Origin of the sequence: Chitinophaga varians (genome assembly GCF_014529945.1) — a bacterium.
Classification (GTDB): domain Bacteria; phylum Bacteroidota; class Bacteroidia; order Chitinophagales; family Chitinophagaceae; genus Chitinophaga; species Chitinophaga varians.
In genome coordinates, this window is sequence record NZ_JACVFB010000005.1 from 342,982 (window position 1) to 369,383 (window position 26,402).

General features: G+C 50.0%; 16 protein-coding genes. 6 read left to right on the plus strand and 10 right to left on the minus strand.

Annotated elements, in window-relative coordinates; genetic code table 11:
- Positions 1-45 precede the first annotated feature (45 nt).
- Together hpt and ICL55_RS24895 are read left to right on the plus strand one after the other, a co-directional pair.
- The gene (gene hpt, locus ICL55_RS24890) at positions 46-588 is read left to right on the plus strand and encodes a hypoxanthine phosphoribosyltransferase (protein ID WP_188102556.1); all 543 of its coding nucleotides are present in this window, start codon (positions 46-48) and stop codon (positions 586-588) included.
- A gap of 190 nt (positions 589-778) precedes the next feature.
- Positions 779-2,524, plus strand: a complete 1,746-nt coding sequence (locus ICL55_RS24895; RefSeq protein ID WP_188102559.1) for a YfbK domain-containing protein — start codon at positions 779-781, stop codon at positions 2,522-2,524.
- A 3-nt stretch (positions 2,525-2,527) separates the two neighbouring features.
- Here the strand turns inward: ICL55_RS24895 and ICL55_RS24900 are convergent, their stop codons facing one another.
- From ICL55_RS24900 to ICL55_RS24910, 3 genes are all read right to left on the minus strand, one after another.
- Positions 2,528-3,469, minus strand: coding sequence for a class I SAM-dependent methyltransferase (locus ICL55_RS24900; RefSeq protein WP_246496560.1), 942 nt, complete (start codon positions 3,467-3,469; stop codon positions 2,528-2,530).
- A gap of 120 nt (positions 3,470-3,589) precedes the next feature.
- A complete protein-coding gene (gene dnaJ / locus ICL55_RS24905; protein ID WP_188102561.1) occupies positions 3,590-4,753 on the minus strand; it encodes a molecular chaperone DnaJ in 1,164 nt (387 codons plus the stop codon).
- Between the two features lie 108 nt (positions 4,754-4,861).
- On the minus strand, positions 4,862-5,455 hold the full coding sequence (locus ICL55_RS24910) for a nucleotide exchange factor GrpE (protein ID WP_246496569.1): 594 nt from the start codon (positions 5,453-5,455) through the stop codon (positions 4,862-4,864).
- 238 nt (positions 5,456-5,693) lie between these two features.
- Between ICL55_RS24910 and ICL55_RS24915 the strand changes: the two genes are divergently transcribed.
- Positions 5,694-6,866 (plus strand): class I SAM-dependent rRNA methyltransferase, encoded by a 1,173-nt coding sequence (locus tag ICL55_RS24915; RefSeq protein ID WP_188102563.1) that lies wholly within the window; start codon positions 5,694-5,696, stop codon positions 6,864-6,866.
- Positions 6,867-6,950: 84 nt separating this feature from the next.
- Here ICL55_RS24915 and ICL55_RS24920 read toward each other — a convergent pair whose 3' ends face one another.
- The 5 genes from ICL55_RS24920 to ICL55_RS24940 form a co-directional block, all read right to left on the minus strand.
- Entirely contained in the window at positions 6,951-7,304 is a 354-nt protein-coding gene (locus ICL55_RS24920; RefSeq protein ID WP_246496571.1) for a T9SS type A sorting domain-containing protein, read from the minus strand.
- A 184-nt stretch (positions 7,305-7,488) separates the two neighbouring features.
- Positions 7,489-8,520: a PorP/SprF family type IX secretion system membrane protein gene (locus ICL55_RS24925; protein WP_188102568.1), complete on the minus strand. Its 1,032-nt coding sequence runs from the start codon at positions 8,518-8,520 to the stop codon at positions 7,489-7,491.
- A gap of 15 nt (positions 8,521-8,535) precedes the next feature.
- On the minus strand, positions 8,536-11,388 hold the full coding sequence (locus tag ICL55_RS24930; RefSeq protein ID WP_188102570.1) for a PKD domain-containing protein: 2,853 nt from the start codon (positions 11,386-11,388) through the stop codon (positions 8,536-8,538).
- 108 nt (positions 11,389-11,496) lie between these two features.
- Positions 11,497-16,350: a PKD domain-containing protein gene (locus ICL55_RS24935; RefSeq protein WP_188102572.1), complete on the minus strand. Its 4,854-nt coding sequence runs from the start codon at positions 16,348-16,350 to the stop codon at positions 11,497-11,499.
- A gap of 91 nt (positions 16,351-16,441) precedes the next feature.
- Complete coding sequence (locus ICL55_RS24940) at positions 16,442-21,277, minus strand: PKD domain-containing protein (protein WP_188102574.1); 4,836 nt, start codon at positions 21,275-21,277, stop codon at positions 16,442-16,444.
- 47 nt (positions 21,278-21,324) lie between these two features.
- Between ICL55_RS24940 and ICL55_RS24945 the strand changes: the two genes are divergently transcribed.
- Entirely contained in the window at positions 21,325-21,942 is a 618-nt protein-coding gene (locus ICL55_RS24945) for a methyltransferase (RefSeq protein ID WP_246496573.1), read from the plus strand.
- A 6-nt stretch (positions 21,943-21,948) separates the two neighbouring features.
- The gene (locus tag ICL55_RS24950; RefSeq protein WP_188102576.1) at positions 21,949-22,635 is read left to right on the plus strand and encodes a rhodanese-like domain-containing protein; all 687 of its coding nucleotides are present in this window, start codon (positions 21,949-21,951) and stop codon (positions 22,633-22,635) included.
- A 68-nt stretch (positions 22,636-22,703) separates the two neighbouring features.
- On the opposite strand, the gene ICL55_RS24955 is transcribed toward ICL55_RS24950, so the two are convergent.
- Both ICL55_RS24955 and ICL55_RS24960 read right to left on the minus strand, forming a co-directional pair.
- Entirely contained in the window at positions 22,704-23,495 is a 792-nt protein-coding gene (locus tag ICL55_RS24955) for a DUF4382 domain-containing protein (RefSeq protein WP_188102578.1), read from the minus strand.
- A gap of 254 nt (positions 23,496-23,749) precedes the next feature.
- Entirely contained in the window at positions 23,750-25,261 is a 1,512-nt protein-coding gene (locus ICL55_RS24960) for a carboxypeptidase M32 (protein ID WP_188102581.1), read from the minus strand.
- Between the two features lie 43 nt (positions 25,262-25,304).
- Here ICL55_RS24960 and ICL55_RS24965 point away from each other — a divergent pair, with 43 nt between their 5' ends.
- The gene (locus ICL55_RS24965) at positions 25,305-26,399 is read left to right on the plus strand and encodes a Nif3-like dinuclear metal center hexameric protein (RefSeq protein WP_188102582.1); all 1,095 of its coding nucleotides are present in this window, start codon (positions 25,305-25,307) and stop codon (positions 26,397-26,399) included.
- Positions 26,400-26,402 lie beyond the last annotated feature (3 nt).

Here is a 26,402-nt window from a genome sequence, read left to right on the forward strand (position 1 = left end):
TCCTTTTCGGCTTATTATTGTTAAATATGGAAATGAAGTAGTATTATGTCGGTTATTCAGGTGCATGACAAGAAATTCCAGCCCTATATCGGTGCAACAGAGCTGCAGCAGCGTATTAAGGAAATAGCTGCAGACATGAGCAGGGACCTTCAGGATGAGCGCCCGCTGTTTATTGCTATCCTCAACGGCTCTTTTATGTTCGCCGGTGATGTGTTCAAATATCTCAACATTCCGGCTGAGATATCCTTTATCAAACTGGCTTCCTATAAGGGGACCAAATCTACCGGTAATGTGGTGCAGGCCATCGGTCTGGACGAAGACCTCTTCGGCCGTACGGTGGTGATCCTCGAGGATATTGTGGATACCGGTAAAACACTGAGCCAGTTCCTGCCACAACTGGAACATCAGCAACCTAAAAAACTGCTGGTAGCGTCTTTGCTGACCAAGCCGGACGCCATGGTACATCCTATTAAAATTGACTATCTGGGCTTCTCCGTGCCGAATAAATTCCTGCTGGGCTATGGCCTCGATTATGATGGTTTGGGCCGCAATCTGCCGGAAATCTATCAGCTGGTAGAAGGAGAGTAGTTCACGCGCCCGCAAAGATGCAAAGCAGCAAAGAGCGCAAAGAGAATAAATAAGAAAATAAAGAAAACAAAGGAGCGGATATCAAAATTTGATCTTCGCTCCTTTGCTTTCTTCGCTCGCTTATATAATCTTTGCGCTCTTTGCTGCTTTGCGTCTTTTGCGAGAACCCTGAAAATGATTACCTTAACATATGCGAAAATTCCTATTACTCCTGTTGTTATGGGCTGGCAGCGTACATGCACAAACAATCTGGGTATCGGGAGCAGTAGAGGACAGTGTTACCCATCGTCCTGTAGCCGGAGTGACTGTTAGCGTTATTGATGATACGACGAGAGTACTGACAAATGCCTTCGGGCTTTTTAGAATGGGGATCCCCTCCACTGTTGCTCAGCTGCTGTTTACCCGGGAAGGTTATCGCCCGTTACAAATGACGGTGAAATCCACGGATCGTTTGTTGATAACGCTGGCGCCTATACGTAAAGTCCCTGATGCCATTGCCCTGGCCAAGGCCAGCGCCCGCACAAGGCAGAATAGCAACCCCAACTACGGCAACGTAGGCATGGGCATACATGCTTTTTATAATGAAACATACGGCACCACTTATGAAAACAAGTTCACCCGCACACAGGTACAACCGGTATCCGTATTTGCGGTAGATGTGGACAGGGCCGCCTATAGTAATATCCGGCGTTTCCTGCGACTGAAAGAACCGGTGCCGGTAGATGCCGTCCGGATAGAAGAAATGGTGAACTATTTCCACTACAATTATCCATTGCCGCCGGAAGGTAAGACCATGGCGGTATACAGCCATTATACCTCCTGCCCGTGGGAACCCGCGCACCAGCTTTTGCAGATAGCACTGCGGGCGAAAGCCCTGCAGACAGACAGTCTCCCACCCAGCAATCTTGTTTTTCTGATCGATGTTTCCGGCTCGATGGGAGTGCCTAACAAACTACCCCTGTTACAGGCAGCCTTCCGTATTCTGGTCAACAACCTGCGTCCGGTGGATAAGGTGGCGATAGTGGCCTATGCCGGCACGCCCGGCATCAAACTGCCCGCCACGGCCGGCGACCAGAAAGAGACCATCCTCAACGCCATCGATAACCTCAGTGCCGGCGGTGCTACCGCCGGAGAAGCAGCCATCAAAATGGCTTATCAGATAGCCGTAGACCAGTTTATCCCGGATGGAAATAATAGGGTGATCCTGGCTACTGACGGAGATTTCAACGTAGGACTTACCAGCGATGTTGAAATGGAGGAGCTGATCATGCAGAAGAAAGAAAGCGGCGTGTTGCTGACCTGCCTGGGTTTTGGTATGAAAAACTATAAAGACTCGAAGCTGCAATCCCTTTCCAGCAAAGGCAACGGCAATTTCGCCTATATCGATGACCTGGAAGAGGCCAGTAAAGTCTTTGCACGCGAATTCGGCAGTACGCTGTTTACCGTGGCCCGGGATGTACAAACAGAAGTGACATTTAATCCTGCGGTGGTAAAATCGTATAGGCTTATCGGTTATGAGAACAAGGTGTATGAAGCGAATACAGATACTTTATCGAAACACAATGGCGGCATTGTAGGAAGCGGACATTGTGCCGTGGCCATGTATGAAATTGTACCGCGCGACAGTGTGATGGCAGCTGATAAACAGTTGGCCAATATCAGCATTTCTTACCGCCTTCCTCTGGATACGGCATTATGCACACTGGAAACCGATGTCAAAGCCAGGGCAACAGCTTTTGAGGCAGCTCCGGATGATTGCCGGTTTGCCGCTGCGGTGGCGTTATTGGGTATGATACTCCGCAATTCCGCTTACCGTGGCTGTGGTGATACCGACATGGTATCAGAAATCGCCCGCAGGGCCCTCGGAAAAGACAAAGAAGGGTACCGACAGGAATTCCTGAAGATGGTAAAGCAGGTCCGTAAAATGAAGCGTTAAGGCTTATTTAATAAGCCGGTAGCATTTACGCACCAGTTTCTGCTGGAAGTCGAAGGGAAGTGTTTGATTGGTGATGTCCTTGATGCTGCTGGCATTGATTTTATCTTCTTCCAGTATAAAACGACGATAGTTATTACTGAAATATACCACGCCATCTTTTTTAGTAGCGAGCAACACTTTGTTGAGTAGTTCCGCATGGTCCCGCTGAATATCCAGGAAATCCTTCATCCGCTTGCTGTTGGAGAAGGTCGGCGGATCGATGATCACCAGATCGAAAGTGTTGAGTTTAAGGGTATCGAGATATTGCAGCACATCGGCGTGTACAAAGGGATGTTTGGCGGGATCGAAGCCATTGAGCCGCATGTTGTCTTCAGCCCATGCCAGGTAAGTCTTGGAGAGGTCTACAGACGTAACTTCCGTGGCGCCGCCGGCAGCTGCGTATACGGAGAAGGAGCCGGTATAGCAGAAGAGGTTGAGCACCTTTTTATCCTTTGCTTCGCTGCGCACCATATTACGGGTGGTGCGATGATCGAGGAACAGGCCGGTGTCGAGATAATCGGACAGGTTGATCTTAAATTTCAGTCCGCTTTCATTTACCGTCATTTCCCGGCTCTCCGTGCTGAGTTTTTCGTATTGGCTCTGGCGGTTTTCTTTCCGTTGCCGTTGTTTCACCCAGATATGGGAGGGAGGCACGTTCAGTACTTTGCTGATCAGTTCCAGACAGGTGTCGAGCCAGGCTTCATGATCGGCTTCTTCCATGCCGTGGCGGCGTTGATATTCGGCGATATATACGTGGTCTTCATACATCTCGATGCTGAAGGGGAATTCGGGAATATCGTCATCATACACCCGGTAACAGGTGATGTTTTGTCGCTTGGCCAGTTTGGAAATATGCCGGAATACTTTGGTGAGCCGGTTCTCGAACATCTGCAGTTTGGAATCCATCTTATTTTGATATTTGGTTATTTGGCTATTTAATCATTTAAAAGCGAAGACCACAGCGAACAGAAATCCGCTATGGTCTTCGCTTTTATAACTAAATAAAAAAATATTCAAATAGTAAAATTAACTAAATATGTCTCTGACTTTTTCAAAGAAACCTTTTTCCGATTTTTCGGGATTAGGTTTGAAGTTGTCAGAAGACTGGAGCTTGTCGAGCATGGCCCGTTCTTCCGCGCTGACGTGTTGCGGCGTCCATACGTTTACATGTATAAGCTGGTCGCCTTTTTCGTAGGAATTGACAGAGGGGAATCCTTTGCCTTTGAGGCGGAAGATTTTACCGCTTTGTGTTCCCGCTGGTATTTTGATTTTCGCTTTACCGTCGATGGTAGGTACTTCCACCTGTGTGCCGTATACAGCATCGGGGAAGGAGATGTGCAGGTCGTAGGCTACATTGAGGCCATCGCGCTGCAGTTCCGGATGTGGCTCTTCTTCGATGAGAATGAGCAGGTCGCCGGGTGCGCCGCCTCTTTCGCCGGCATTGCCTTTGCCACTCATGCTGAGCTGCATACCTTCCTGTACGCCTGCCGGGATATCGATGCTCACCATTTCTTCGCCATACATGCGGCCTTCACCTTTACAGTGGCCACATTTGCTGGTGATGATCTGGCCTTCACCATGACAGGTAGGGCAGGTGGTAACAGTCTGCATCTGGCCGAGGAAGGTTTGGGTCACCTTTCTTACCTGGCCGGAGCCGCCGCAGGTGTTACAGGTCTGGAATGCGTTCTTATCTTTCGCGCCCAGGCCGCCACAATGCTGACAGGGAACGTATTTCTTTACTTTGATTTTTTTGTTGGCGCCTTTGGCGATTTCCTCGTAGGTGAGACGGATTTTCACGCGCAGATTGGAGCCACGGGTACCACGACCACGACGGCCACCGCCGCCGGCGCGACCACCTCCGAAGAAGCTGCCGAAAATGTCGTCATTACCGAAAATGTCACCGAAATTGGAGAAGATGTCTTCCATGTTCATGCCACCACCTCCAAAACCACCACGGCCGCCATTCATGCCAGCATGCCCGAAACGGTCATATTGTGCCCGTTTGTCCGCATCGCTTAATACCTCATAGGCTTCAGCTGCTTCCTTGAACTTTTCTTCCGCTTCCGTATTGTTGGGATTGCGGTCAGGGTGAAACTGCATGGCCACCTTCCGGTAAGCTTTCTTGATTTCATCCTGGGAGGCGGATTTGGAAACACCCAGTATTTCGTAATAATCTCTCTTGGTAGACATTATAAAATCACTTATAACCGGTGCCAGGCACCGGTTTTTTTCAGTAAAAAATATTGTTTTACATCTGCACAGGCGATCGCTGCGGGACATGCCACATCGTCACATCTCTTATTTACCTACTATCACCTTGGCATGACGGATTAGCTTGTCATTCAGGTAATAGCCTTCCTGTAACACGTCTACCACTTTACCCTGAAGATCTGGCGTTGGGGCCGGAATCTCCGTAATAGCATCGTGCAGGTCTGTATCAAAGGTGGCGTGCAGGCTTTCCATAGGTTTCAGTCCTTTGGCCTGCAGGGTGGTTTTCAACTTGTTGAATACCAGGTTTACCCCGTCTTTGAGAGAAGCGATATCGTTGGCAGTGCTCAGCTGTTTGGCAGCCCGCTCTGAATCATCCAGTACGTCCAGCAAAGATATGATAACTTCTTTACCCGCCGTCTGCAACAGCTCCAGTCTTTCCTTGGCTGTGCGCTTACGGAAGTTATCAAACTCAGCCTGCAGACGAAGGTATTTATCCCGCATTTCATTCAGTTGCTGATCTTTCTTGATCAGCTCCTCTTCAGGTTCTACCTCTAATGCATTAGTCATATGAGATGTTTCACTGATATTTTCTTCAGCATTGAAATCAGGCATGCCTTTTTCGTTTTCTCCAGCATTGTTTGCCTGTCCGTTTGTCTGCATGTCTTGGTCTTTTTCTGTCATAATTGTAATGATTATCTGCAATGGTGCTTAGTCAATTATTTTGCCAACCCGTGTTTTGCCGCCAAAAAGACAGCATCAATTACGAATGACGAATGATGAATTACAAATTCAGGGCTTTCTGAAAGCTTGTTTATATATTTAAATTTTTAAATATGAATAGCAGGGTATGCTCGGTTCGTAATTCGTAATTCGTAATTCGTAATTGTTTAGTGTAGTTTTGCGGTTCGAAATAATGTCAATGACCAAGGTTTTTTTAAAGAAACAGATACAAAACAGGGTATTACTGGGCCATCCCTGGATCTTCGGCAATGAAGTAGGCGAAATCAAAGGGGAAGTTGTTCCGGGTGATATCGTGGATGTGCATACGCATCAGGGCTCTTTTCTCGGCAGAGGGTATATCAACCCACAATCCCAGATCCTGGTACGCCTGCTGACACGCGACAAAAGCGAGGAAATCAATCCGGAATTTTTCTACCGTCGATTGCTCAAATGCTGGGAATACCGCCAGAAACTGGGATATGTGGAAAACTGCCGCCTCGTTTTCGGGGAAGCAGACGATCTGCCTGCACTGGTAATCGATAAGTTCAACGACTATTTTGTGCTGCAAACCCTGGCACTGGGCATAGAGAAATGGAAACCTGCCATCGTGGATGCACTGAACCGCATATTTTCCCCCAAAGGCATATATGAGCGCAATGACGTGCCGGTAAGGGAACTGGAGGGCATGGAACAACAGAAAGGCTTCCTCAGCGCGCCTTTCGATACCAATGTCATCATCAATGAAAATGGGCTGAAGTTCCATGTGGATATCGTCAATGGCCAGAAAACCGGCTATTTCCTGGACCAGCAGGACAACCGCCGCGAAATACGCCAGATCGTGAAAGATGCCAATGTGCTGGAAGCCTTCTGCTATACCGGCACCTTCTCCTGCCATGCGGGTTATTATGGCGCTAAAAGCGTACTGGGACTGGACATTTCGGAACATGCTGTGGAAACTGCGCGTCGCAATGCGGAGCTCAACAATCTGCAGGATGTATGTAAATTCCAGGCAGTAAACGCATTCGATCAACTGAAACAATATACCCGGGAAGATCGCAAATTTGATGTGGTCATACTGGACCCGCCAGCCTTCACCAAAAGCCGTGAAAATATCCGGAAAGCCGTTACCGGTTATAAGGAAATCAATCTCCGGGGCATGAAACTGCTCAATCAGGGAGGTTTTCTGGTCACTGCTTCCTGTACCAATCTGGTATCACCGGAACTGTTCCTGGAAACCATCGACGCTGCTGCAAAGGACGCCAAAAAACGCCTCCGCCAGGTCACTTTCCAGACACAGGCAAAAGATCACCCCATTTTGAGGAATATTGAGAATACAACGTACCTGAAATTTTTGATCGTAGAGATCGCGTAAAAAAGATAAGTAGAGTAGCTTTCGGTATAGGCTTTCTTTAGGATAAAGTAATCATCTGCTTGAGGGAAAGTCAATAGCTGAAAGCTATTTTACAACATTAAACTTGCCGGATTCCACCAGATTGCCCCGCTGATCGCGTAGCTGGAAGATATAAAGACCATTGTAGTAGTTGTCGAGATTGACAGTGGTACGACTGCTGATGCTCTTTATCTGATCAATTTTTTTCCCGAGAAAATTGTACACAATAAGATCGTATATGCGGTCGTTATTATGCTGTTGAATTTCAAAATTGATGAAGTTGGTGGCAGGGTTGGGATAAAGTTTTACAATTTGCCTACCCCCCTCCGGATTATTCGGTAGGGACCCGCTTTGAGCTTTACCCACAAGGGATAAGAGGCAGAAAACTGTAAGAAAAATGAGGGTAGAGGTTTTCCACATAGTATTATAAAAATAAAGTTTTTTTCAAATATTTCCCAATTTTTGTTTGTTAATAACAGCGCATTAGCCCTTTGTCTCACTCATAAAATTAACAAACTATGCGCCATTTTGTTAGGTTTACTGCTTTTTTAGAAAAAATTTAACGGTTTTAATTTGGTGATATAAATTATTGTTTATCAATGATTTAGAATCTTGGGCAATTCAGACGCTCTAAAGTGCTGTTCCGGCTGTTAAGGAAACCCTTGAAAACCAATGACACCTCAAATCCGCCAAAGCTCTGGCTGGCGGTCCGCAACTGCGAAATATTGGCATCATAACTCATGGCCACCTCAAATTTTTCCATATCTATTTTGATAGTGGGGATGATGGCATCGTTCCAGCGCAGAAATAACCCGCCATAAATAGCCCGGGTAGACTCCAACCCTTCGTTCATCAGGCCGTAACCAATCAGCGCGCCGCCAATATATTCGGAATAGCCGCCCTGATGCAACTGATTATAATGCGCAATCAGCTTTACCCGCTCTTCCAGCGGGATGGTAATACCAGCATTGAAGGTCAACTTAGGCGCCAGCTCGATATTTTTGTCGTTGTAGAAAGAAATCTTTGCCCGGTTAAAGTGATACAAGGCTGCCCCGATGAAGTAGGCCACATCTTCTCCGATCACGCTGTTATAGCTCAAGCCCACACCGGCATCAAGATAAGTATACCCCTTCAGCGCCAGTTTGCCCTCTTCACCGGTAGGCGCTGCCGGGTCAAAACGGCCACTGGTGTACTGGTTATTGAACGTCATATTGGTGGGATCAAACTGCCGCTGTACCAGGCCGCCCATAAAGCCCAGAGAGAGGAAACTTGTCTTGTCTTCGTTCAGTGACTTGTGATAGTTGACCGCCGGAAAGATCTGTGTGGATTGCAGTTTGGAAGTACCTGCCCGGTCATAGGTCAGCTGCAGCCCGGTGGTAATATAGTCGTTGCTGTTACCCACGGGGAACTTGATCTCACCGCTCATTGTGCCGGTTTGATAAGGAATGGTCACACTGTTCCACTGGTTGCGGTATACAGCCTGAAAGCGCACATCACCATTGAAAATACCGATCAGGGCCGGATTACGGAGTATCGGTGTTTCATAAAACTGTGACAGATGTATGTCCTGTGCCTTCAGCTGTAATCCACAGCTGAAGCAAATGACTGTCAATAAGACTTTATATACAGTTTTCATATAGACCGCTTTTTATTATCTGAGTAATGTTACGTTGCCTTTCAGGCGGAAAAATTCGTTGGCGTCGCAATAAGCTTCCACGAAGTAAATATATACGTCTGACCCCTGTGGCTGCCCGTTGAAGGTGCCATTCCAGCCGGCATTGACATCTTCCACCTGAATATTTTCCCGATGGAACACTTCCTGTCCGAGGCGGTTAAAGACGCGGAACGACTTCACCAGGCTGATGCCTTTACCGCGCAGGTAAAAGATATCGTTCACACCGTCCCCGTTAGGGGTGAAAGTATTGGGAATGAATATCAGGTCGGTATTGCAGACGAGATCGATTTTTACCACGTCACTCTTCGTACATCCGTATTGGTTAGTTCCTGTAATCGCGTAAGAGATAGATTTCCTGACCGCCGCACTGGTAAAGGGCGACGTTGGATTGTCGAGGTAATCTGCGGGTGACCATTGCCATTTCACGATATCGGCGCTGCCATTGGCCATGAGGCGGACAACATCTCCTGCCATCACGGTCTGGTCGTTGCCGGCGCTGATAGTGGGCACCTGTTTTACAGACACTTTAACAGATAGCGGCGCGCTCATGGGGCACAAGGCGTCGTTGGTGCCGGTTACCTGATAGGTAATATCTGCAATAGGCGTAGAAACCGGATTAGCGATGGTGTTGTTGGTCAGGCCGGTTACCGGCGTCCAGTTGTAGATGGCAGCACCGCTGGCTTTCAGCTGAACAGAAGAGCCATAGCAGGCGATCGTGTCTTTGCTGACAGTGAGATTTACTTTGGGTACCACAGCAATATCGGTGGAATCCCTTGTCGTGCAACCGTATACGTTAGACGCTTCCACGAGATAGCGGGTGTTGGTCACCGGAGAAGCTACCGGGTCAGGGCAGTATACACAGCTAAGGCTGGCAGCGTTGAACCATTGCACAGTGCCATCGGACTGGGCATGCAGGGTAACGTTGCTTCCTTCGCATATTTTGGGCTGCGCAGCAGAGGCGCGGACAAAAGGTGTTGCATTGATGTTGATATCTTTTGTCACAGAGTCCTGGCAGTTGCGCGCATCGGTGATAACCAGTTTCACCGGATATCCGCCGGAGGCGGAATAAGTGGTGGCAGGCGGTGTTTGCGCGGAAGACACTTTACCATTGCCAAAGTCCCATTGCCAGCCGGCAATAGGGATGTTCGGCGAAGGGGTGGAGTTATTGGCAAAAGAAACCGGTTGCCCTGCACAGGTAGTTGATGCAATAGTAAAATCTGCCTGTGGCGCCAGAATGTTGATATTATCCGTTTTGGTAACCACATCGTCGCAGTAGGCCGGGTCTTTATAACGGATGGTCAGCTGGTCGGTGAAAATGCCGGCGGTGGCCCATGTTTTCACAAACCGCTGATCGGTGGTGGTATAGGTGGAACCGTCGCCAAACTGCCAGGTGTAATCGGCCACCAGGTTAACGGGCACGTTCAGTACCTCGTAGGTAGCTTTACTGCCGCGGCAGATGCTGCTCACGCCGGCAGAAAAGTCCGCCTTGAAATAATATGCCGTCTGATAGCTGCTATGGCTGCAGTTGCTGCCATTATCGCTGATGGTCAGGCGTACGGTGTATTTGTCCGGCGTGGTGTAGGCGTGGGTAGCATTCAGACCGGTAGTCACCGGGGTGTTATCTCCAAAGTCCCACTGGTAGGTGGTGGTGGGAGTAGTGCCGGTAGAAGTGTTGGTGAAAATAAATTTGCTCTTATCGTTGCAATCCCTGGTAACGGTGAACTGTGATACCGGGCCTGTGATGTTGACCATGACCGGAGCTGCCGGTGTATAACAGCCGTTGCTGCCGGCTTTCATATTGATGGTGATAATACCGTTAGTGGTAAAGCCGTGGCGGATATCGTTGGTAAATACTTCTTCTTTGGTGCCGTCGCCATAATCCCAGCTGTAGCTGTCAGCATATTTGGCGTTGGCCAGCAGCCTTACGGGCGCTCCCACGCAGGCACTGGCGGGCGTAGCGGTGAAACTCACTTCCGAGGGAGGGTTGCCGGTGCGTACGTGTTTGTCGAATGTCTTGCTGATCTCACAGCCGCCATTGGTGCGGACGGTCAACACTACATTGTAGGTGCCGGTTTGCACATAGGCATGGGAGGCCGTGCCGGCGGTGGTGGTGGCAGAGCCGCCGTCGCCAAACGTCCATTTCCATTCGGCCACAGGATCATTGAGGTCGTTGGTGGAGGTGGCATTGAATGTAGCGGTATAAGGCACGCAACCGCTCACCGGAGCGTCTATGGATATTTGTGGCTGGGAGATGGTGATGTAGGCCGCTTTTTTCAACACAGACTGGCAACCGTTGCTATTGGTAACCGTGAGGGTGACATCGTACTTGCCTGCTTTCGTATAGGCATGTGAAATAAATGCGTTGCTGGTGGTAACAGGAGCCGTGCCGTCGCCAAAGTCCCAGATACGGGCCATAGCATTAGGAGTGGCATCTGTAAAGTTGGCGGTATAGAGCTTGCAGCTGTTGGTCACATCAGCGCTGAAAGCTACCTGAGGGGTAGCTCCCACCTCAAAGGTGCGGTAATAGGTGCTGGTGCCGTTGGCGAAAGTGGCTACCAGCGTCACTTTTTTAGGCCCCGGCGCCGTATAGGTGATCTGTGGATCGACGTCGTGAGAGGTCCTGCCGTCGCCGAAATCCCAGCTGTAGGCGGTGGGACTGCCGGTACTGTTGTTTTTAAACGTGAGTGTAACCGGATTGCATAATGTAGCCGGTGAGGAGGTATAGGAAAAGTCGGCCTGCTGTGCCAGCAAATAGTTGCCCGGCACGAGGAACATCAAAAGCAATACGATGCTCAGACATTTAACCTGGTGGTATTTCAGAGGATACATACCACAAATTAACTAAAAATATTATATATGTAATTTATTAATTTAAGCTTTTTTGAATTATTTCCTGTCTTTTGGCTGTCTGTGCGGCGTTGTAGCGGTCTAAACCGGTTACCGGAGCAGCGTGATATTTCCTTTCAAAATGGTTGATTCACCGTTGTCACAAATAATTTCTGCATAGTAGATGAACACGTCCGGGTTGAGCAGGACTCCTTTGTAACGTCCGTCCCATCCGGCGGAAACGTCATCGGTGGCCAGGCCGAAGCGTTCAAACATCACCTGTCCCAGGCGATTATAGATCCTGAAAACGCGCACGCTCTGCAAACCGGTTCCCCGGATGTAGAAAACATCGTTCATTCCGTCCCCGTTAGGAGAAAAAGTATTGGGAATGAAGATGTTGGCCCCATTACAAAGGGTGGTGATGTGGATATCATCCCCGGCAATGCAGCCGTATTGGTTCATCACGCTGATATGGTAGGTAATAGACGATTTGGGAATAGCCACCGGTGTCAGACAGTCGTTACAGCTCAGGCCTGTAGCAGGTTGCCATACTATACCGGTGATATCGCTGCTTCCTTTAGCGGTAATGGGCACTTTGGTGCCGGTAGACACTACCACGTCGGGTCCGGCATCTATCTGTGGCAACGGATTTACCGTGACGGTGGCAGAGGCGGTATCCGTGAAGCATCCTGCCTGATCAAATCCTACTACCTGGTAGGTGATGGTGCGGGACGGACTGGCAATAGGTTCGGCTATATCGGGGTGGTCCAGTCCTTCGGTAGGAGACCATTGATACCGGAAGGCACCGCCAGTCTGCATTTGTATGCTTTTCCCGAAACAGATACGGGCATCCAGCACAAACATTTTGAATGGCTGTATCACACTGACGGCGACAGAGGCTTCATTTTTACAACCGAATTCGCTGACTGCTTTCACCGTATAGGTGGTATCCTGGTCTGGTTTTACCACCGGTGTTTTGCTGGTGGCGCTGGAGATATTGTACGGCGTCCAGCTGACTGTGGCAGCAGGGTCGGTATTAGCAGACAGTTGGAGGGCGGCACCCTTACAGATAGTGGCTGTTGCCGGTGTAGGACGGAGGTTGGGCGCCGGATGAACAACGATATTGGTATTGGCCATTCCTGGGCATGATCCATCTGCATTGGTAATGGTGAGTGTCACCGGCGTAATACCAACAGTATTAAAGTTGATGTCTGGTGGACTGGGGACATTGAATTGCTGGCCATCGCCCAGTTGCCATTTCCACAGCGTGCCGGGCAGGTTCCTGTTGTCTGTGCCGCGAAGTTGTACCGTGCCGGCCACGCACAATTCCGGGATAGGCGTAATGATGGGTTGCGGTTGTGTAGGGACCAATACAGGCAATGTTTTGCTGTCTTTGCAACCGTAGTTGCTCGTCATTTCAAGCGTTACCTGATAGGTGCCGGTGTTGGCATAAGTAAATGCGCCATCTGTATTCGTGGAAGTGCTGCCATCGCTATAGGTCCATTTGCTGCTGTAAGGGAGATGGAGTAAATCGTTGGTAACGGAAGTGCTGGTGTTTTTAAACGAGACGTTTCCTCCGCCGCAGGCAGCGCTGTTGTCTACAGTGAAATTGGCCGTCATTTTATCTGCCACGATCTTGTAATTGCCGTCAGCTTTCACGGCGCAGCCTCTGTTGTCTACTAATGAAACGCGCGGGGTATAGATGCCGGGCTGGGTATAGGTATGTGGGGGTGCTGTTGGTGTTGGTGTAGTGAGTACAATGCCATCGTCGAAGTCCCATTGGTAGGTGACGGTTTTATTGGCCGTTGCTGTCATCGTTACCGGTAGCGGGACACAGCCATTCACAGGGGTAGCGGTAAATGACCCCACCGGGCCTTCTACTATCAGTGGCACCGTTTTGACGGACGAACAGTTGCCATCTGCATAAACGGTGAGGGTAACATTGTATGTTCCCGGTTTGACATAGATGTGCGCACCGGGATCGTTTTGGGCGGAAGTGCTGTTGTCGCCGAAATCCCATACTGACCTGGTAAAGCCGCTGGAAGTATTCGTAAACTGTACCTTCACCGGCGGACAGAGTTCCTGGATAGACGGAAAGGTGAAATCCGCTATCGGATTGGGCACCTGTAACACACCGGCCTTACTGACCTGGTCCGTACAACCTATACGGGATGTTACTTTCAGGGTAACGGTATAAGTACCGGGAGCGCTATAGGTTTTCACCGGATTAGCGCCTGTGCCGGTGGTGTTGTCGCCGAAATCCCATACATAGTCTACAATGTCGCCGGTTGACTTGCTGGTAAAGGTGATAGGGCTGTTTTTACAGGCTACGCCTGACTGAAGGGAGAAGTCCGCTTTAATAACTTCCACATTCACTGTTTGCTGCATTTTTGTTTGGCAGCCATATTGATCGGTAGCCGTCAGCGTGACGACGTAAGCATTAAAATCCGTGTATCGGTGCGTTGTCTGTAAAGGTTGTGTGGTGCTGCTTTCCTCCGGGCTGCCATCACCGAAGTTCCATGTCCAGTTGACGATGCTGTTGCCGGCATCAATGGTCGATTTATCCGCAAAAGTAAGCAGGTTGTTTTTGCAGGGTTGCCCGGTGACCGTGAAATTGGTCATGGCGCCGTGTACGGTGATGGTTACAGGCGTGGCAATCCGTTTACATCTGTTGGAATCGCCGAGGGTGAGCTGAATCACATAGGTGCCGGACTGTTGGTAGGTATGCGATAGTCCTTTCGCAGGATCAATATCGGTGCCTGCGAGTTCCAGTATTGTCCCATCTCCCCAATCCCAGAAATAGTATCTGATATTAGCAGGATTCACCGGCCCTATGCCCACATGCAGTGATTTGCCAAGACATATCTGAGTGGTGTCTGGTAGTAATACCGGCTTTTCATCGATGATATAGATGTCGGTAGACGTTGTTGATTTACAGACACCGTCGTATATCGTCAGGGTGACGGTTTTTTTGCCGGGAGTGGTATACCGGAAATCCGGACTTTGTAGTGTAGATGTGGCGCCATCCTCGCCGAAATTCCAGAGCCATTGCTTCTGGGCTACCGGCTCCGGCCCAAAACTGGATTGATCGGTAAACTTCCGGTGGTAGAAGTCATCACAATCGGGCGTAGTGGTAAACTCTGCTTTGGGAGGCTGAATTTTGATATACCGGGATTTGACGAGCTGGCTGATACACCCGTTGTTATTAACGATCAGGCGAATATCGTGCAGGCCGGGCTCCGTAAACCGATGCGCCGGATTTTCTTCCGTACTGGAGCTGTGGTCCTGCGGGAATATCCACAGATAGGTTACGCCCGTTCCTTTGGGGGTGGAGAGGTTCGTGAATTGTACCGGCTCCATAGGACAGGATTGCAGCGGTGACGCCGTGAAGTCGATGACTGGCGGCGTGCCCACGCGGAAAGCAACGGTAGCATTCACCACACAGCCCAGAGCCGATTTTGCCCGGAGGGCAACCGTATAAGTGCCTTGTTGTGTATAGGTATGGGAGGGGTTGGACAAAGTAGAAGTGGTACCATCGCCAAAATCCCATTGATAGTCTGTGATGGCTTCCGTGGGATTAAGGCTGCCGGTAAAGCTCACGTTATAGGGAATACACCCTGAGTCGCCTGAGGGTGTAATGGTAAGCGCCGGCAGTGAAATGTTGATGTAATTGGTACGGGTCACGGTAGTGGCGCAACCTACACTGTTGGCAGCTGTCAGCGTCACGGAAAAAGTACCGCTGCTGTTATAGGTGTGGAAGGGATCTTTTGCGGTAGCGGTAGTACCATCACCAAAATCCCATTGCCAGGAGTCGGCATACTGTGATTGTGCCTGAAAGGATGTTGTAAAAGGCGCCATACAGCCACGCAGGGGGGTAGCGATCGGGTCTATGACCGGACGGGGATCAATCACCACTGGCTGTTGAATTTCCCGGGAACAGCTACCAAACGTGAGTGCCATTTTCACAGTATAGGACCCTGGCGCACCGACAATAAAATGAGCGGTCGTTCCACTGGCAGTAGTGCCATCCGGCAGTGTCCAGGTGATATTGTCCGGTGTTGGCGTGGTGGTGCTGGTCAGTGTTACCTGATCGCCGGGGCATTTTGTTTGCGCTGAAAACCCCGGAACAATTCTCTGGATGATGATGTAGTCTTTTTTCTGCAGGGGTGTTGCACAGCTGTTGGGCGTTGTTGGTATCAGTGTTACAGTGTAACTGCCTTCTGCCGTATAGGTATGGCTGGCATCGGTACCCGTGGTGCCGTCACCGTAGTCCCATGTATACGAAATGGGCGTACCGCTATTATTGGTGGTCGTATTTTGGAACGTGACGGTGAATGGGGCAGAACAACTTTTGGTCTGGTCTGCCGTAAAAGATAACACGGGTATTTCTTTCACGGTGATGCTTACCGGATTGCCGGAGGCTTTGCAGCCCTGACTATTGGTGACCAGACTGATGACGTTATAAGTGCCCGGGGATGTGAACTGGTGGGTAACCGTTGTCCCCTGGTCAGCGGCGCCATCACCGAAGTTCCAGAGAATGTTGGCAATAGTGGTTCCCTGGCCGGGGTCAGATTGATCCGTAAAATGAGCAGTCAAAGGTGCACACCCGGTGGTATTGTCCACGGTAAACGAAACCTGTGGATTGTTAAAGACGTTAATGTCTACTGATTTGACTATTTGAGTTGTCGGATATTTAACGGTTAAGGTAACGTGATAGGTACCTGGTGTGGTGAATATCCTGGAGGGTGACAGGTTGCCGGTTACCTTCGCGCCTACACCAAAATCCCATTCTATGCTGGTATAACCCGGATCGGCTTTGCCGTTGAAATTCACCGTTAGCGGAGCGCAACCACTGGTTTTATCGGTAAGGATCTGCACACTTTGCGCTAACAGCGCGCTGGTCGGGACCAGCGGGATGAGGAAAGTGCTGAGAAGCACCATGAGGGGTATACTCGTGTTTTTCATCGGGGCAGTAGGTGTCAGTCGGCTTAAGTACCATAGTCATAACGCCTACGCCCCTATTATAGTTCAAAGGACCAGATAACGGGATGGCCTGTTACCTGATCAGTGTCACGTTGCCCTTCATGATGATTGATTCTCCGCTGTCACAGATGACTTCTGCGTAATACACATATACGTCCGGATTGAGCAAGGTGCCTTTGAAACGGCCATCCCAACCGAAGGAGGGATCATCGCCGGTGATACCGAAGCGTTCAAACATCACCTGGCCCCAACGGTTGTAGATACGGAACACACGAACGGTCTGCATACCACGGCCACGGATATAGAAGACATCATTCATGCCATCGCCATTGGGCGAGAAGGTATTGGGAATGAAGATATTACCCCCGTTGCAGATAGTTTTGATGTGGATATCATCGCTGGCGATGCAGCCGTAGCGGTTCATTACGGTGACGTGATAGATGGTGCTGCCTTTAGGCGTTACCACCGGAGCAAGGCAGGTGTTGCAGCTCAGGTTGTTGATAGGCGTCCATTCTACCTGCGTGATGTCGCTGCTGCCTACGGCGGGTATGGGTATAATGCTGCCGGCAGCAACTTCCATGTCCGGCCCGAGGTTGACCTGCGGCGATGGTTGTACCGTTACTTTGGCCAGCACGGTATCAGTAAAGCAACCGATATCATCATATCCTACTACCTGGTAGTTGGTGGTGGTAGCCGGGGTGGCCACCGGGTCTGCAATATTGGCGTTGTCGAGGCCGGTGGTGGGTATCCATTTATAACGATAGGCACCGCCTGACTGCATTTGTACACTTTTGCCGGCGCAGATGGTAGCGTCGAGTGCAAACATCCGGAAAGGTTGTATCACCGTAACGCGCACACTGCCAGTACTTTTACATCCAAACTCGCTGACGGCCTGTATGGTATAGACCATATCCTTGTCAGGTTTTACGGTAGGTGTTTTACTGGTGGCGCTGGAAATATTGTAAGGCGTCCAACTTACTGTGGCATTATCATCCGTATTGGCAAACAGTTGCAGTGAGGCGCCTTTACAGATGCTGGACTCCAGCGGCGTTGGTTGCAGGTTGGGAGCAGGATGTACCACGATGTTGGCGGTGGCACTAGCAGGACAGGAGCCATCCGCATTGGTGATCGTCAGTTTAACCGGCGTTACGCCAATGGTGTTGAAATCCATATCCGGTGGCGACGGTATGTCGAATTCCTGGCCATTGCCCAACTGCCATTTCCATTTGGTGGCCGGAAGGTTTTTGGTGTCGCTGCCACGCAGCTGTACTTTTCCTGCCACACATAACTCAGGGATGGCGGCAATAGCGGGCTGCGGCTGCGGTGGTATCACCACCGGCAGTGTTTTCTGGTCTTTACAACCGTAGTTACTGGTTATTTCCAATGTCACGTTGTAGTTGCCGGGCTGGGGATAATTAAAGGAGCCGTCTTTCCCGGTGCCGGTGTTGGTCGGTGTATAAGTCCATTTGCTGGCGAAAGGAAGTCCCAGCAGATCATTGGTCACAGCGGTGCTGGTGTTTTTGAACAACACATTACCACCACCACAGGCGGCACTGTTGTCTATCGTGAAATCAGCCACAGCATTGTCTGCCACTATCTTGTCGTCGCCTTCCGCTTTGACGGCACATCCTTTATCATCGATCAACGATACCCGTGGGGTATAAATACCTGGTTTGGTGTAGGTATGTGCGGGGGCAACAGGGGCTGTTGTTTTTAATACGGTGCCATCATCAAAGTCCCACTGGAAATTAGTGGTTTTATTGGCAACGGCTGTAATGCTTACTGCCAGCGGCACGCAGCCGGTTGCCGGCGTAGCGGTAAAGGAGCCGTCAGGTCCTTCTATCGTAACAGGAATTGTTTTGCTGGCGGGACAATCACCTTCTGAATATACGGTCAGTTTAACGTTGTATGTTTTGGCGCGCACATAGATGTGATTACCAGGATCATTTTTGGAGGAGGTGCTGTTATCACCGAACTCCCAGAGGGACTTCACATAGTCGCTGGACTTGTTGGTAAACGGTACGGTTACCGGAGGACAAAGTTCCAGGTTGGGCGGAAACGAAAAGTCGGCTACGGGATCGGGTATACGAAGTGCCTGTTTTTTGGTGATCTGGTCGGTACATCCTTCCCGTGTGGTAATTTTCAGCGTAACATCATAAGTGCCGGAAGCGGTGTAGGTCTTGGCCGGATTATCGCCGGTACCGGTAGTGTTATCCCCAAAGTCCCACGCATAGTCTACAACGCTGCCTGCGGACCTGCTGTTGAAATAGAACCGGCTGCCTTTGCACACCACGTTGGCCGGCTGGGAAAAATCAGCTTTCACGGCTTCGAGGTACACCTGCTGTTGCGCCGGAATGATACAGCCATATTGATCGGTGGTGGTGAGTGTTACTGTATAGGATTTGAAGTTGGTATAAGTGTGTTTGCTGTTGAGGGGCTGTATGTTGTTGCTTTCCACGGGACTGCCGTCGCCGAAATCCCATGTCCAGTTGACGATTTTGTTACCAGCATCGATGGTGGATTTATCGGTAAACGTAAGCTCATCTTTTATACATTTTCTGCCGGTAACAGTAAAATCTGCTACAGCACCATGTACATCCACTGTAACGGGAACGGCTGTACGTACGCAGCCATTTTTATCCACAATAGTGAGCTTGATGGTATAGGTGCCTGACTTCCGGTAAATATGAGACAGGCCTTTAGAGGGGTCCATCTCATAACCCATGAAGTACAGCTGCGTGTTATCGCCCCAATCCCATGCATAGGAGTTGATATTACCGGCAGTCAGCGGACCAAGGCTCACGTGCAATGATTTACCAATACATACCCATGGTACGTCCGGCATCAGTACTGGTTTTTCATCTATAATGTTGATGTTGATGATGGTATCGGATTTACAAACGCCATTGTCTACACGTAGTTTTACCGTTTTGCTGCCGGTAGTGGTATAGTGGAATTCCGGGTTTTGCAGCGTAGAGGTGGCGCCGCCTTCTCCAAAATCCCAGAACCATTTTTTCTGTGGCGCCGGTTCAGGCCCGAAATCGGAGGCATCTTTGAACTGCCGGTGATAAGGGTCCACACAGTCCGGAACGACGGAGAACCGGGCTTGGGGCGGTAATATCTGAATATATTTTGGTTTGAGCAGTTCACGGATACAGCCGTTGTTATTCACTACCAGGCGTACGTCGTGCTGGCCGATATGATTAAAGCTGTAGCTGGGGTCTTTGCCGGTGATGGTACCATTGTCCTGCGGAAAAATCCACATGTAGGTAACATAAGGCCCAACAGGTGTGGACAGGTTGGTAAACTGCACGGGGTCTATCGCACAGGATATGAGTGGCGTTGCCGTAAAGTCCACTACGGGCGGTGCTCCGGTATGGAAAGTAGTTTTAGCTTCTGCAGTACAACCACCAACGGTCGTTATTTTCAGTGTGACTATAAAAATTCCTTCTTTGTCAAAAACATGCGTGGGATTGGCCTCGTTGGAGGTGGTGCCATCTCCGAAGTCCCATGCATAGCTGGCCACGGCATCGATACTGGTCACCTGCGCGTTAAACGGAATGGTCATCGGTAGGCAGCCTTCCGTGCCGGCGGGGAAGATCGTGGCAGATGGCGGGGTGATGAGGATGTAGCCGTTTTTGCCCGCTGTTGTTGTACAATTGCTGCCATTGGAAGCCTGGAGCGTAATGCTATATGAACCGTAGCGGTTATAGGTATGTGTTGGATTTTCTTCCGTAGAGGTGGTGCCGTCGCCAAAGTCCCATAACCAGGAAGTCGCGTTCTGCGACTGTGCTTTAAAGCTGGTGGTGAGCGGGGCTGCGCAAGACCTGGTAGGAGTGCCTATGGGATCGATCGTAGGGCGTTCGTTGATATGTACTGTTTGTTCAATATCCTGAGAGCAGGTACCGATGGTGGCGCTCATCTTCACCTTGTAATCACCGGCAGCGGCAGCAAAAAAGGAAGAGTTGAAGCCGGTAACAGTGCTGCCGTCCGGCAGGGTCCACGTAATCTTATCAGGTACAGGGGTGGTAGTGCTGGACAATGTGGCCAGCGTGCCGGCACATCCTTGTTTCAGCTCGAAGCCGGGCGTTAGTTTTTTGATGACAACAAAATCCTTTTTCACCAGTGGCGCCGCGCAGCTGTTGGTGCTGGTGGGAAGGAGCGTGACGGTAAAACTGCCTTCTGTGGTATAGGTGTGAACGGCGTCTGTGCCCGTAGTACCGTCACCGTAGTCCCACACATACGAGATCGGATCTCCGGTGGTGTTGGTGCTTGTGTTCTGGAAGGTGACTGTTAGCGGCGCTACGCAGCTCTGTGTTTTGTCTGCCGTGAAAGAGAGTACCGGCGCTTCTTTGGCGGTGATGGTCACCGGATCGCTGCTGGTGCGGCATCCTTTGCTGTTGGTTACCAGGCTGATAACGTTGTATGAACCGGTTTCCGTGAATTCGTGGGAAACGGTGGGGCCTCCGTCAGCAGCACCGTCGCCGAAGTTCCAGATGATGCTTTCGATGGTGCCGTCGCCGGGGGTGGAGTGGTCGGTAAAATTAACCTTCAGCGGTTTACAGCCGCTGGTTTTATCCACCGTAAAGGAAACGACCGGTCTGTTGTACACGGTAATGTCTACTGTTTTGGTGATTTTTTTTCCTGAATAATCCACTGTGAGAACGACGTGATATACGCCCGGATCAGGGAATATTCTGGAAGGAGTGGGGTTGCCGGTCACCTTGGCGCCGATACCGAAATCCCATTCCAGGCTGGTATAGCCGGGATCGAGACGGGTATTGAAAGCAACCGTAAAAGGAGGACAATCGGCAGTTTTATCTGGTAAAATCTCTACGTTTTGCGCTAACAGGTCACAGGAAAATACAAGCAGGAGTAGCAAAACGATGGCAATCCTAGTGTTTTTCATCAGGCATAGGGTGGTCAATCGGGAAATAAAGTATAAAAATAACAATTATGTTTGTAAATAGCGATTTTAAGCGGAATGATAATATGGAGACTACAGACCCTCAATACTGGAATAACCGTTATTTGACAGGAGATATCGGTTGGGATATGGGCCGGGTGTCACCTCCCCTGCAAGCGTATATTGATCAGCTGGAGGACCGGGACCTGGAAATACTGATACCGGGCGCCGGCAACAGTTACGAAGCGGCTTACCTGCTGGAGAAAGGATTTCGCCGGGTAACGGTACTGGATATAGCACCGGCGCTGATCGGGCAATTGCGACAGACTTTTGCCGGTACAGCTTTGCAAATAGTGGAAGATGATTTTTTTCAGCATCAGGGAAAGTATGATGTGGTATTGGAACAGACCTTCTTTTGCGCGCTGGACCCCTCTTTCCGCCAGGACTATGTAACGCACATGCATACACTGATCAAGCCCGGTGGTCATCTGGCCGGCGTATTGTTTAACAGAAGTTTTTCACACGATGGCCCGCCTTTTGGGGGGAGTGAGGCTGAGTACCGGGAATTGTTTGCACCATTATTCAAACTGAAAACATTAGCAGCGTGCTATAATTCTCACCCTGCCCGACAGGGGACCGAAGTGTTTATTAATTTTTTACCGAAATAATCCAGTATGTACCGTTTTTTGATGGCCGCCCTGCTGTTGTGCACGGGTGGCGCTTTACAAGCCCAACAGCCGCAACAGGAAGATGCGACGACTTTTGCCAAAGACATTCAACAACCTGGTGTACAGGTATTTGATGTGCGTACGGCAGCAGAATTTAACACTGGTCATCTGCCTCATGCTTTACAGGCGGATTATACCAACAAACCGGAATTTAATGAGCGGGTGAAATATCTCGACAAACAGAAGCCCGTGTATATCTATTGCCTCAGCGGAGGGCGCAGCAATAAAGCGGCACAATGGATGCGGGAGAATGGTTTCAGCAAAGTAGTGGAACTGGAAAATGGCGTGAATGCCTGGAAACAGGCTGGTTTACAGTTGGAAGGCGTGCATGCTAAAAAGCCACAACTGACGATGGACGCTTACAACAAAGGAATCGCTAAAGGTGTGGTGCTGACAGATGTAGGTGCTGAATGGTGTCCTCCCTGTAAACAGCTGGAACCAATATTGGCCGCGTTTCTGAAAGGTCATCAACAGGTGAAGCTGGTGAAAGTAGATGGAGGCAATGATACCGAGGTGATGAAAGCTATAGGAGCCAAAGGATTGCCGACGCTGATCGTGTATAAAGATGGTAAAGAAGTGTGGAGGAAGCAGGGCGTTGCTACAGCAGAGGAGTTGGCCGCAGCCGTGAAATAAAGTAGAAAACAATATTCAAATAAAAACCCCGGGTCACTTTATTGCCCGGGGCTTTTTTATGTTATAAATTATAAATGAAGTGTGATGGCGTTGACAGTAGTTACCTGGCCGGTAGTGACGTTTACATTGGTGACGAGGGTATCTTTTACGGTACCATCACCCACAATGGAAACGTTATAAGCACCTGCGCTCAGGCCCGGGATCAGGTAGGTACCTGTTAACGGGTCGGGTTTAGCAGCTGCTATTGTATCCATATTTTGAATAGCATAAATGCCGGACACATGGAGCAGCGGTAATGCGATGCCTTTGATGGAGCCGCTGGTAGCCTGTGTATACGTGCGGATCACCGGTTTCAGCACGTAGCCGCCATTGCCGGTTGTTACCACAGAGCGGTTAGCATCGAAATCGAGCCAGAGACGGTATTCAATGCCGGCTGTCAGGGTAGCGTGCACATTGAGTTTCAGGCCTGACTGTTGCGCGGAAGGTGTAGACAACGGATAGGAGGTGCCTTTTACTACCACGCTGTTATTGGTACCCAGTATTAGTCTGATTTGGGAAATGTTGCCGGCCGGTATATCCTGTGACGCCAGCACGGTATCAAGGCCGTTGCTGAAATTCAGCAGGTTGTAAATACCAAGGCGCAGCAGATGGATGGATTGCCAGCCGTTGTCAGTATTGGAGGCGTTCACCTGTACGTCCTGAATGTCTATGTTCACCGCGTCATAGTTGGCGGGAGCGTCGGTAAGATATACCGTCATTTTAGCTTTACCACTGTTGTCAGAATCATTTTTGTTGCAGGCAGTAAATAACAGTGCAAGTGCAGGCAGGGCTACAATAGCGGCCCAGGTTCGGTTTTTCATGATTTAAATGTTTAGACAGAGATTGAATTGCAAAAATAATATAATCTATAAAGTATGGCGTTTCGACGATCTACTGGTATTCATTTGGCTGTCTGATGATTTGCATTCCAACATTCGTTTACGTTATAACAAACCACAGGCCAATTCCTGTGACTGCTTATCTGTAGGGAGGTTTAGCGATGTGGATAACTGAAACGGGCCCACTGAATGGCATCAGTGGGCCCGTTTTCGGGTATTGTCGTACCGGCGTGAATTTACCAGTTGTAAATACCGGCATATTTTTTCGCTGCGTAGTCGAGGAAATAACTGAATTGTAGTTCCTGGCCGGTCACTTTCTTACAGAGTTCATTGGAAGTATAGAACCGTCCGAAGGGATGGATATTGGCGCGCAGCCATTCGAGCAGCGAATGGTAGTTGCCCTGGCTGATCGCATTGTCCAGCCCTGGTACCTGCTTTTGGGCGGTGGTAAAGAACTGGGCGGCATAGAAGCTGCCGAGGGAGTAGGTAGGGAAATAACCGAAGCTGCCGTGTGACCAGTGGATGTCCTGTAAAACGCCCTGTACGTCATCCGGTACAGTTACGTGCAGGTATTGCCGGTAGTGCTCATTCCATACCTGTTGCAGATCGTTGACCGGAATACTGCCATCCATCAGTCCTTTTTCTATTTCATAGCGGATCATGATGTGAAAATGGTAGGTTAGTTCATCCGCTTCCGTACGGATCAGGGATGGCTGCACCTGATTGATGGCCTGATAGAATCTTTCCACTGATACGTTGCCCAGGTTTTCGGGGAAGAGCTGCTGTAGGCGGGCGTAGTGGAATTTCCAGAAGTTCAGGCTGCGGCCCACGTTGTTTTCCCAGAGGCGGGATTGTGATTCGTGGATGCCGAGGCTGGCAGCTTCTCCGCAGGGGAGGCCGTATTGTTCTGCCGGGAGGCCTTGTTCGTAGAGGGCGTGGCCGCCTTCATGGATGCAGCTCCAGGTCATATTGCCGAAGTCATTCTCATCGATGCGGGTGGTGACGCGTACATCGTGGGGGTTGAAGCTGGTAGTGAAAGGGTGCTCGGAGATATCCTGCCTGCCGGCCTGGAGATCGTAACCCATTTCTTTCAGCAGATCGAGGCCCAGCTGCCACTGTTTATCGCGATCATAGTGTTTTAGCAGGAAATCTTTTTCTACCTGTGGTCTGGCTTCAATTTTCGCCAGCAGGGGGGAGAGGGCTTTTTTCACGTCCTCAAAGATTTTGTCCAGCATGGTAGTGGTGGCGCCTTTCTCGTATTCGTTGAGCAGGGCGTTATAGGGATGGCCTTCATATCCCAGGATGGTGGTTTCCTGTTTTTTGAGGGCGATCATTTTGGTGAGGGCCGGCGCAAAGATGCTGTAGTCGTTGGCTTTACGGGCTTTGATCCAGGCGTGGTAGCATTCGTTGGTGGTATTGGACATCTCTGCCACGAACGATGCCGGATATTTTTTGTTTTTATCGTAGTCTTCCAGGGAGAGGGCGATGTTTTTCTGCTGGAGGGCGTCGAGTTCGCTGTGGTTGTGCAGTTGCCGGAGCAGGTCGCCGAGGGCGTCTTCGGTGAACAGTTCATGGGCGATGCCGCTGAGGGTGGTCAGTTGCTGGCCTCTGAAGGCGGCGCCTTTTTCAGGCAGGTATGTTTCCTGGTCCCAGCCCAATACAGCCATGGTGTTTCTTACGTCTGCAATTTTTTGCATCTTTGACTGGTACCCGGTATATTGTTCTGCAGTAGATTTGCTTCCTGTCATAACTGGATTTTTTGCAAATGTACAGGATACCAATTGCTTTGCTATGAAGATAAAAGAGATCATACAGGTACTGGAGGCCTATGCGCCTTTACCGTACCAGGAAAGTTACGATAACGCCGGCCTGATCTTCGGTGATCCGTCGTGGGAGGTGACCAATGTGTTGTTGACGCTGGATGCCACCGAGGCGGTGATCGATGAGGCGATGGCGCGGGGATGCAACCTGGTGGTGGCCCATCATCCTATTGTTTTCGGCGGACTGAAAAAGATTAACGGCCGTTCCTATGTGGAGCGGGTGGCTATTAAGGCTATCAAGCATGATATTGCCGTGTATGCAGCGCATACCAATCTGGATAATGTGCGTAACGGCGTATGTGCGCAGATGGCGGACCGGCTGGGGCTGGAGCGGTGCAGGGTATTGCAGCCGAAGACCGGTCTGTTGAAGAAACTGTATACTTTTGTGCCGGTAGCGGACGCGGAGAAGGTAAGGGCTGCTTTGTTTACCGCCGGCGCCGGACATATCGGCGATTACAGCGAATGCAGCTTTAATGCCGAAGGGCAGGGCACTTTCAGGGGAGGGGCAGGTACCGATCCGTATGTAGGCACCCCTGGTGAACGACATTTTGAGACTGAAATAAAGTTGGAAGTGATTTTTCCGGTATATTTGGAATCCGGGATTGTACAGGCCCTGTTGGCAAGCCATCCCTATGAAGAGGTGGCTTACGATGTGGTGACGCTGGACAATGCTTACCAGCAGGTAGGTTCCGGGTTGGTGGGCGAGCTGCCGGAGGCGATGGAGGAGCAGGCGTTCCTGGCGTGGGTGAAGCAGCAGTTCCAGACCGGTTGTGTGCGGTATACCCCGTTGAGGGGCCGTCCGGTAAAGAAGGTGGCTTTGTGCGGGGGAGCAGGTAGCTTTCTGCTAAAGCGGGCCATTGCGGCGGGGGCGGATGCCTATATTTCCGCGGATTTTAAATATCATGAATTTTTTGACGCTGATAATCAAATAGTTATAGCAGACATCGGACATTTCGAGAGTGAGCAGTTCACAGTGGAATTATTTTATCATATATTGACTGAAAAATTCCGTAATTTTGCGCCTCTTAAATCTACGATTAAAACAAACCCGGTAAATTATTTATAATAC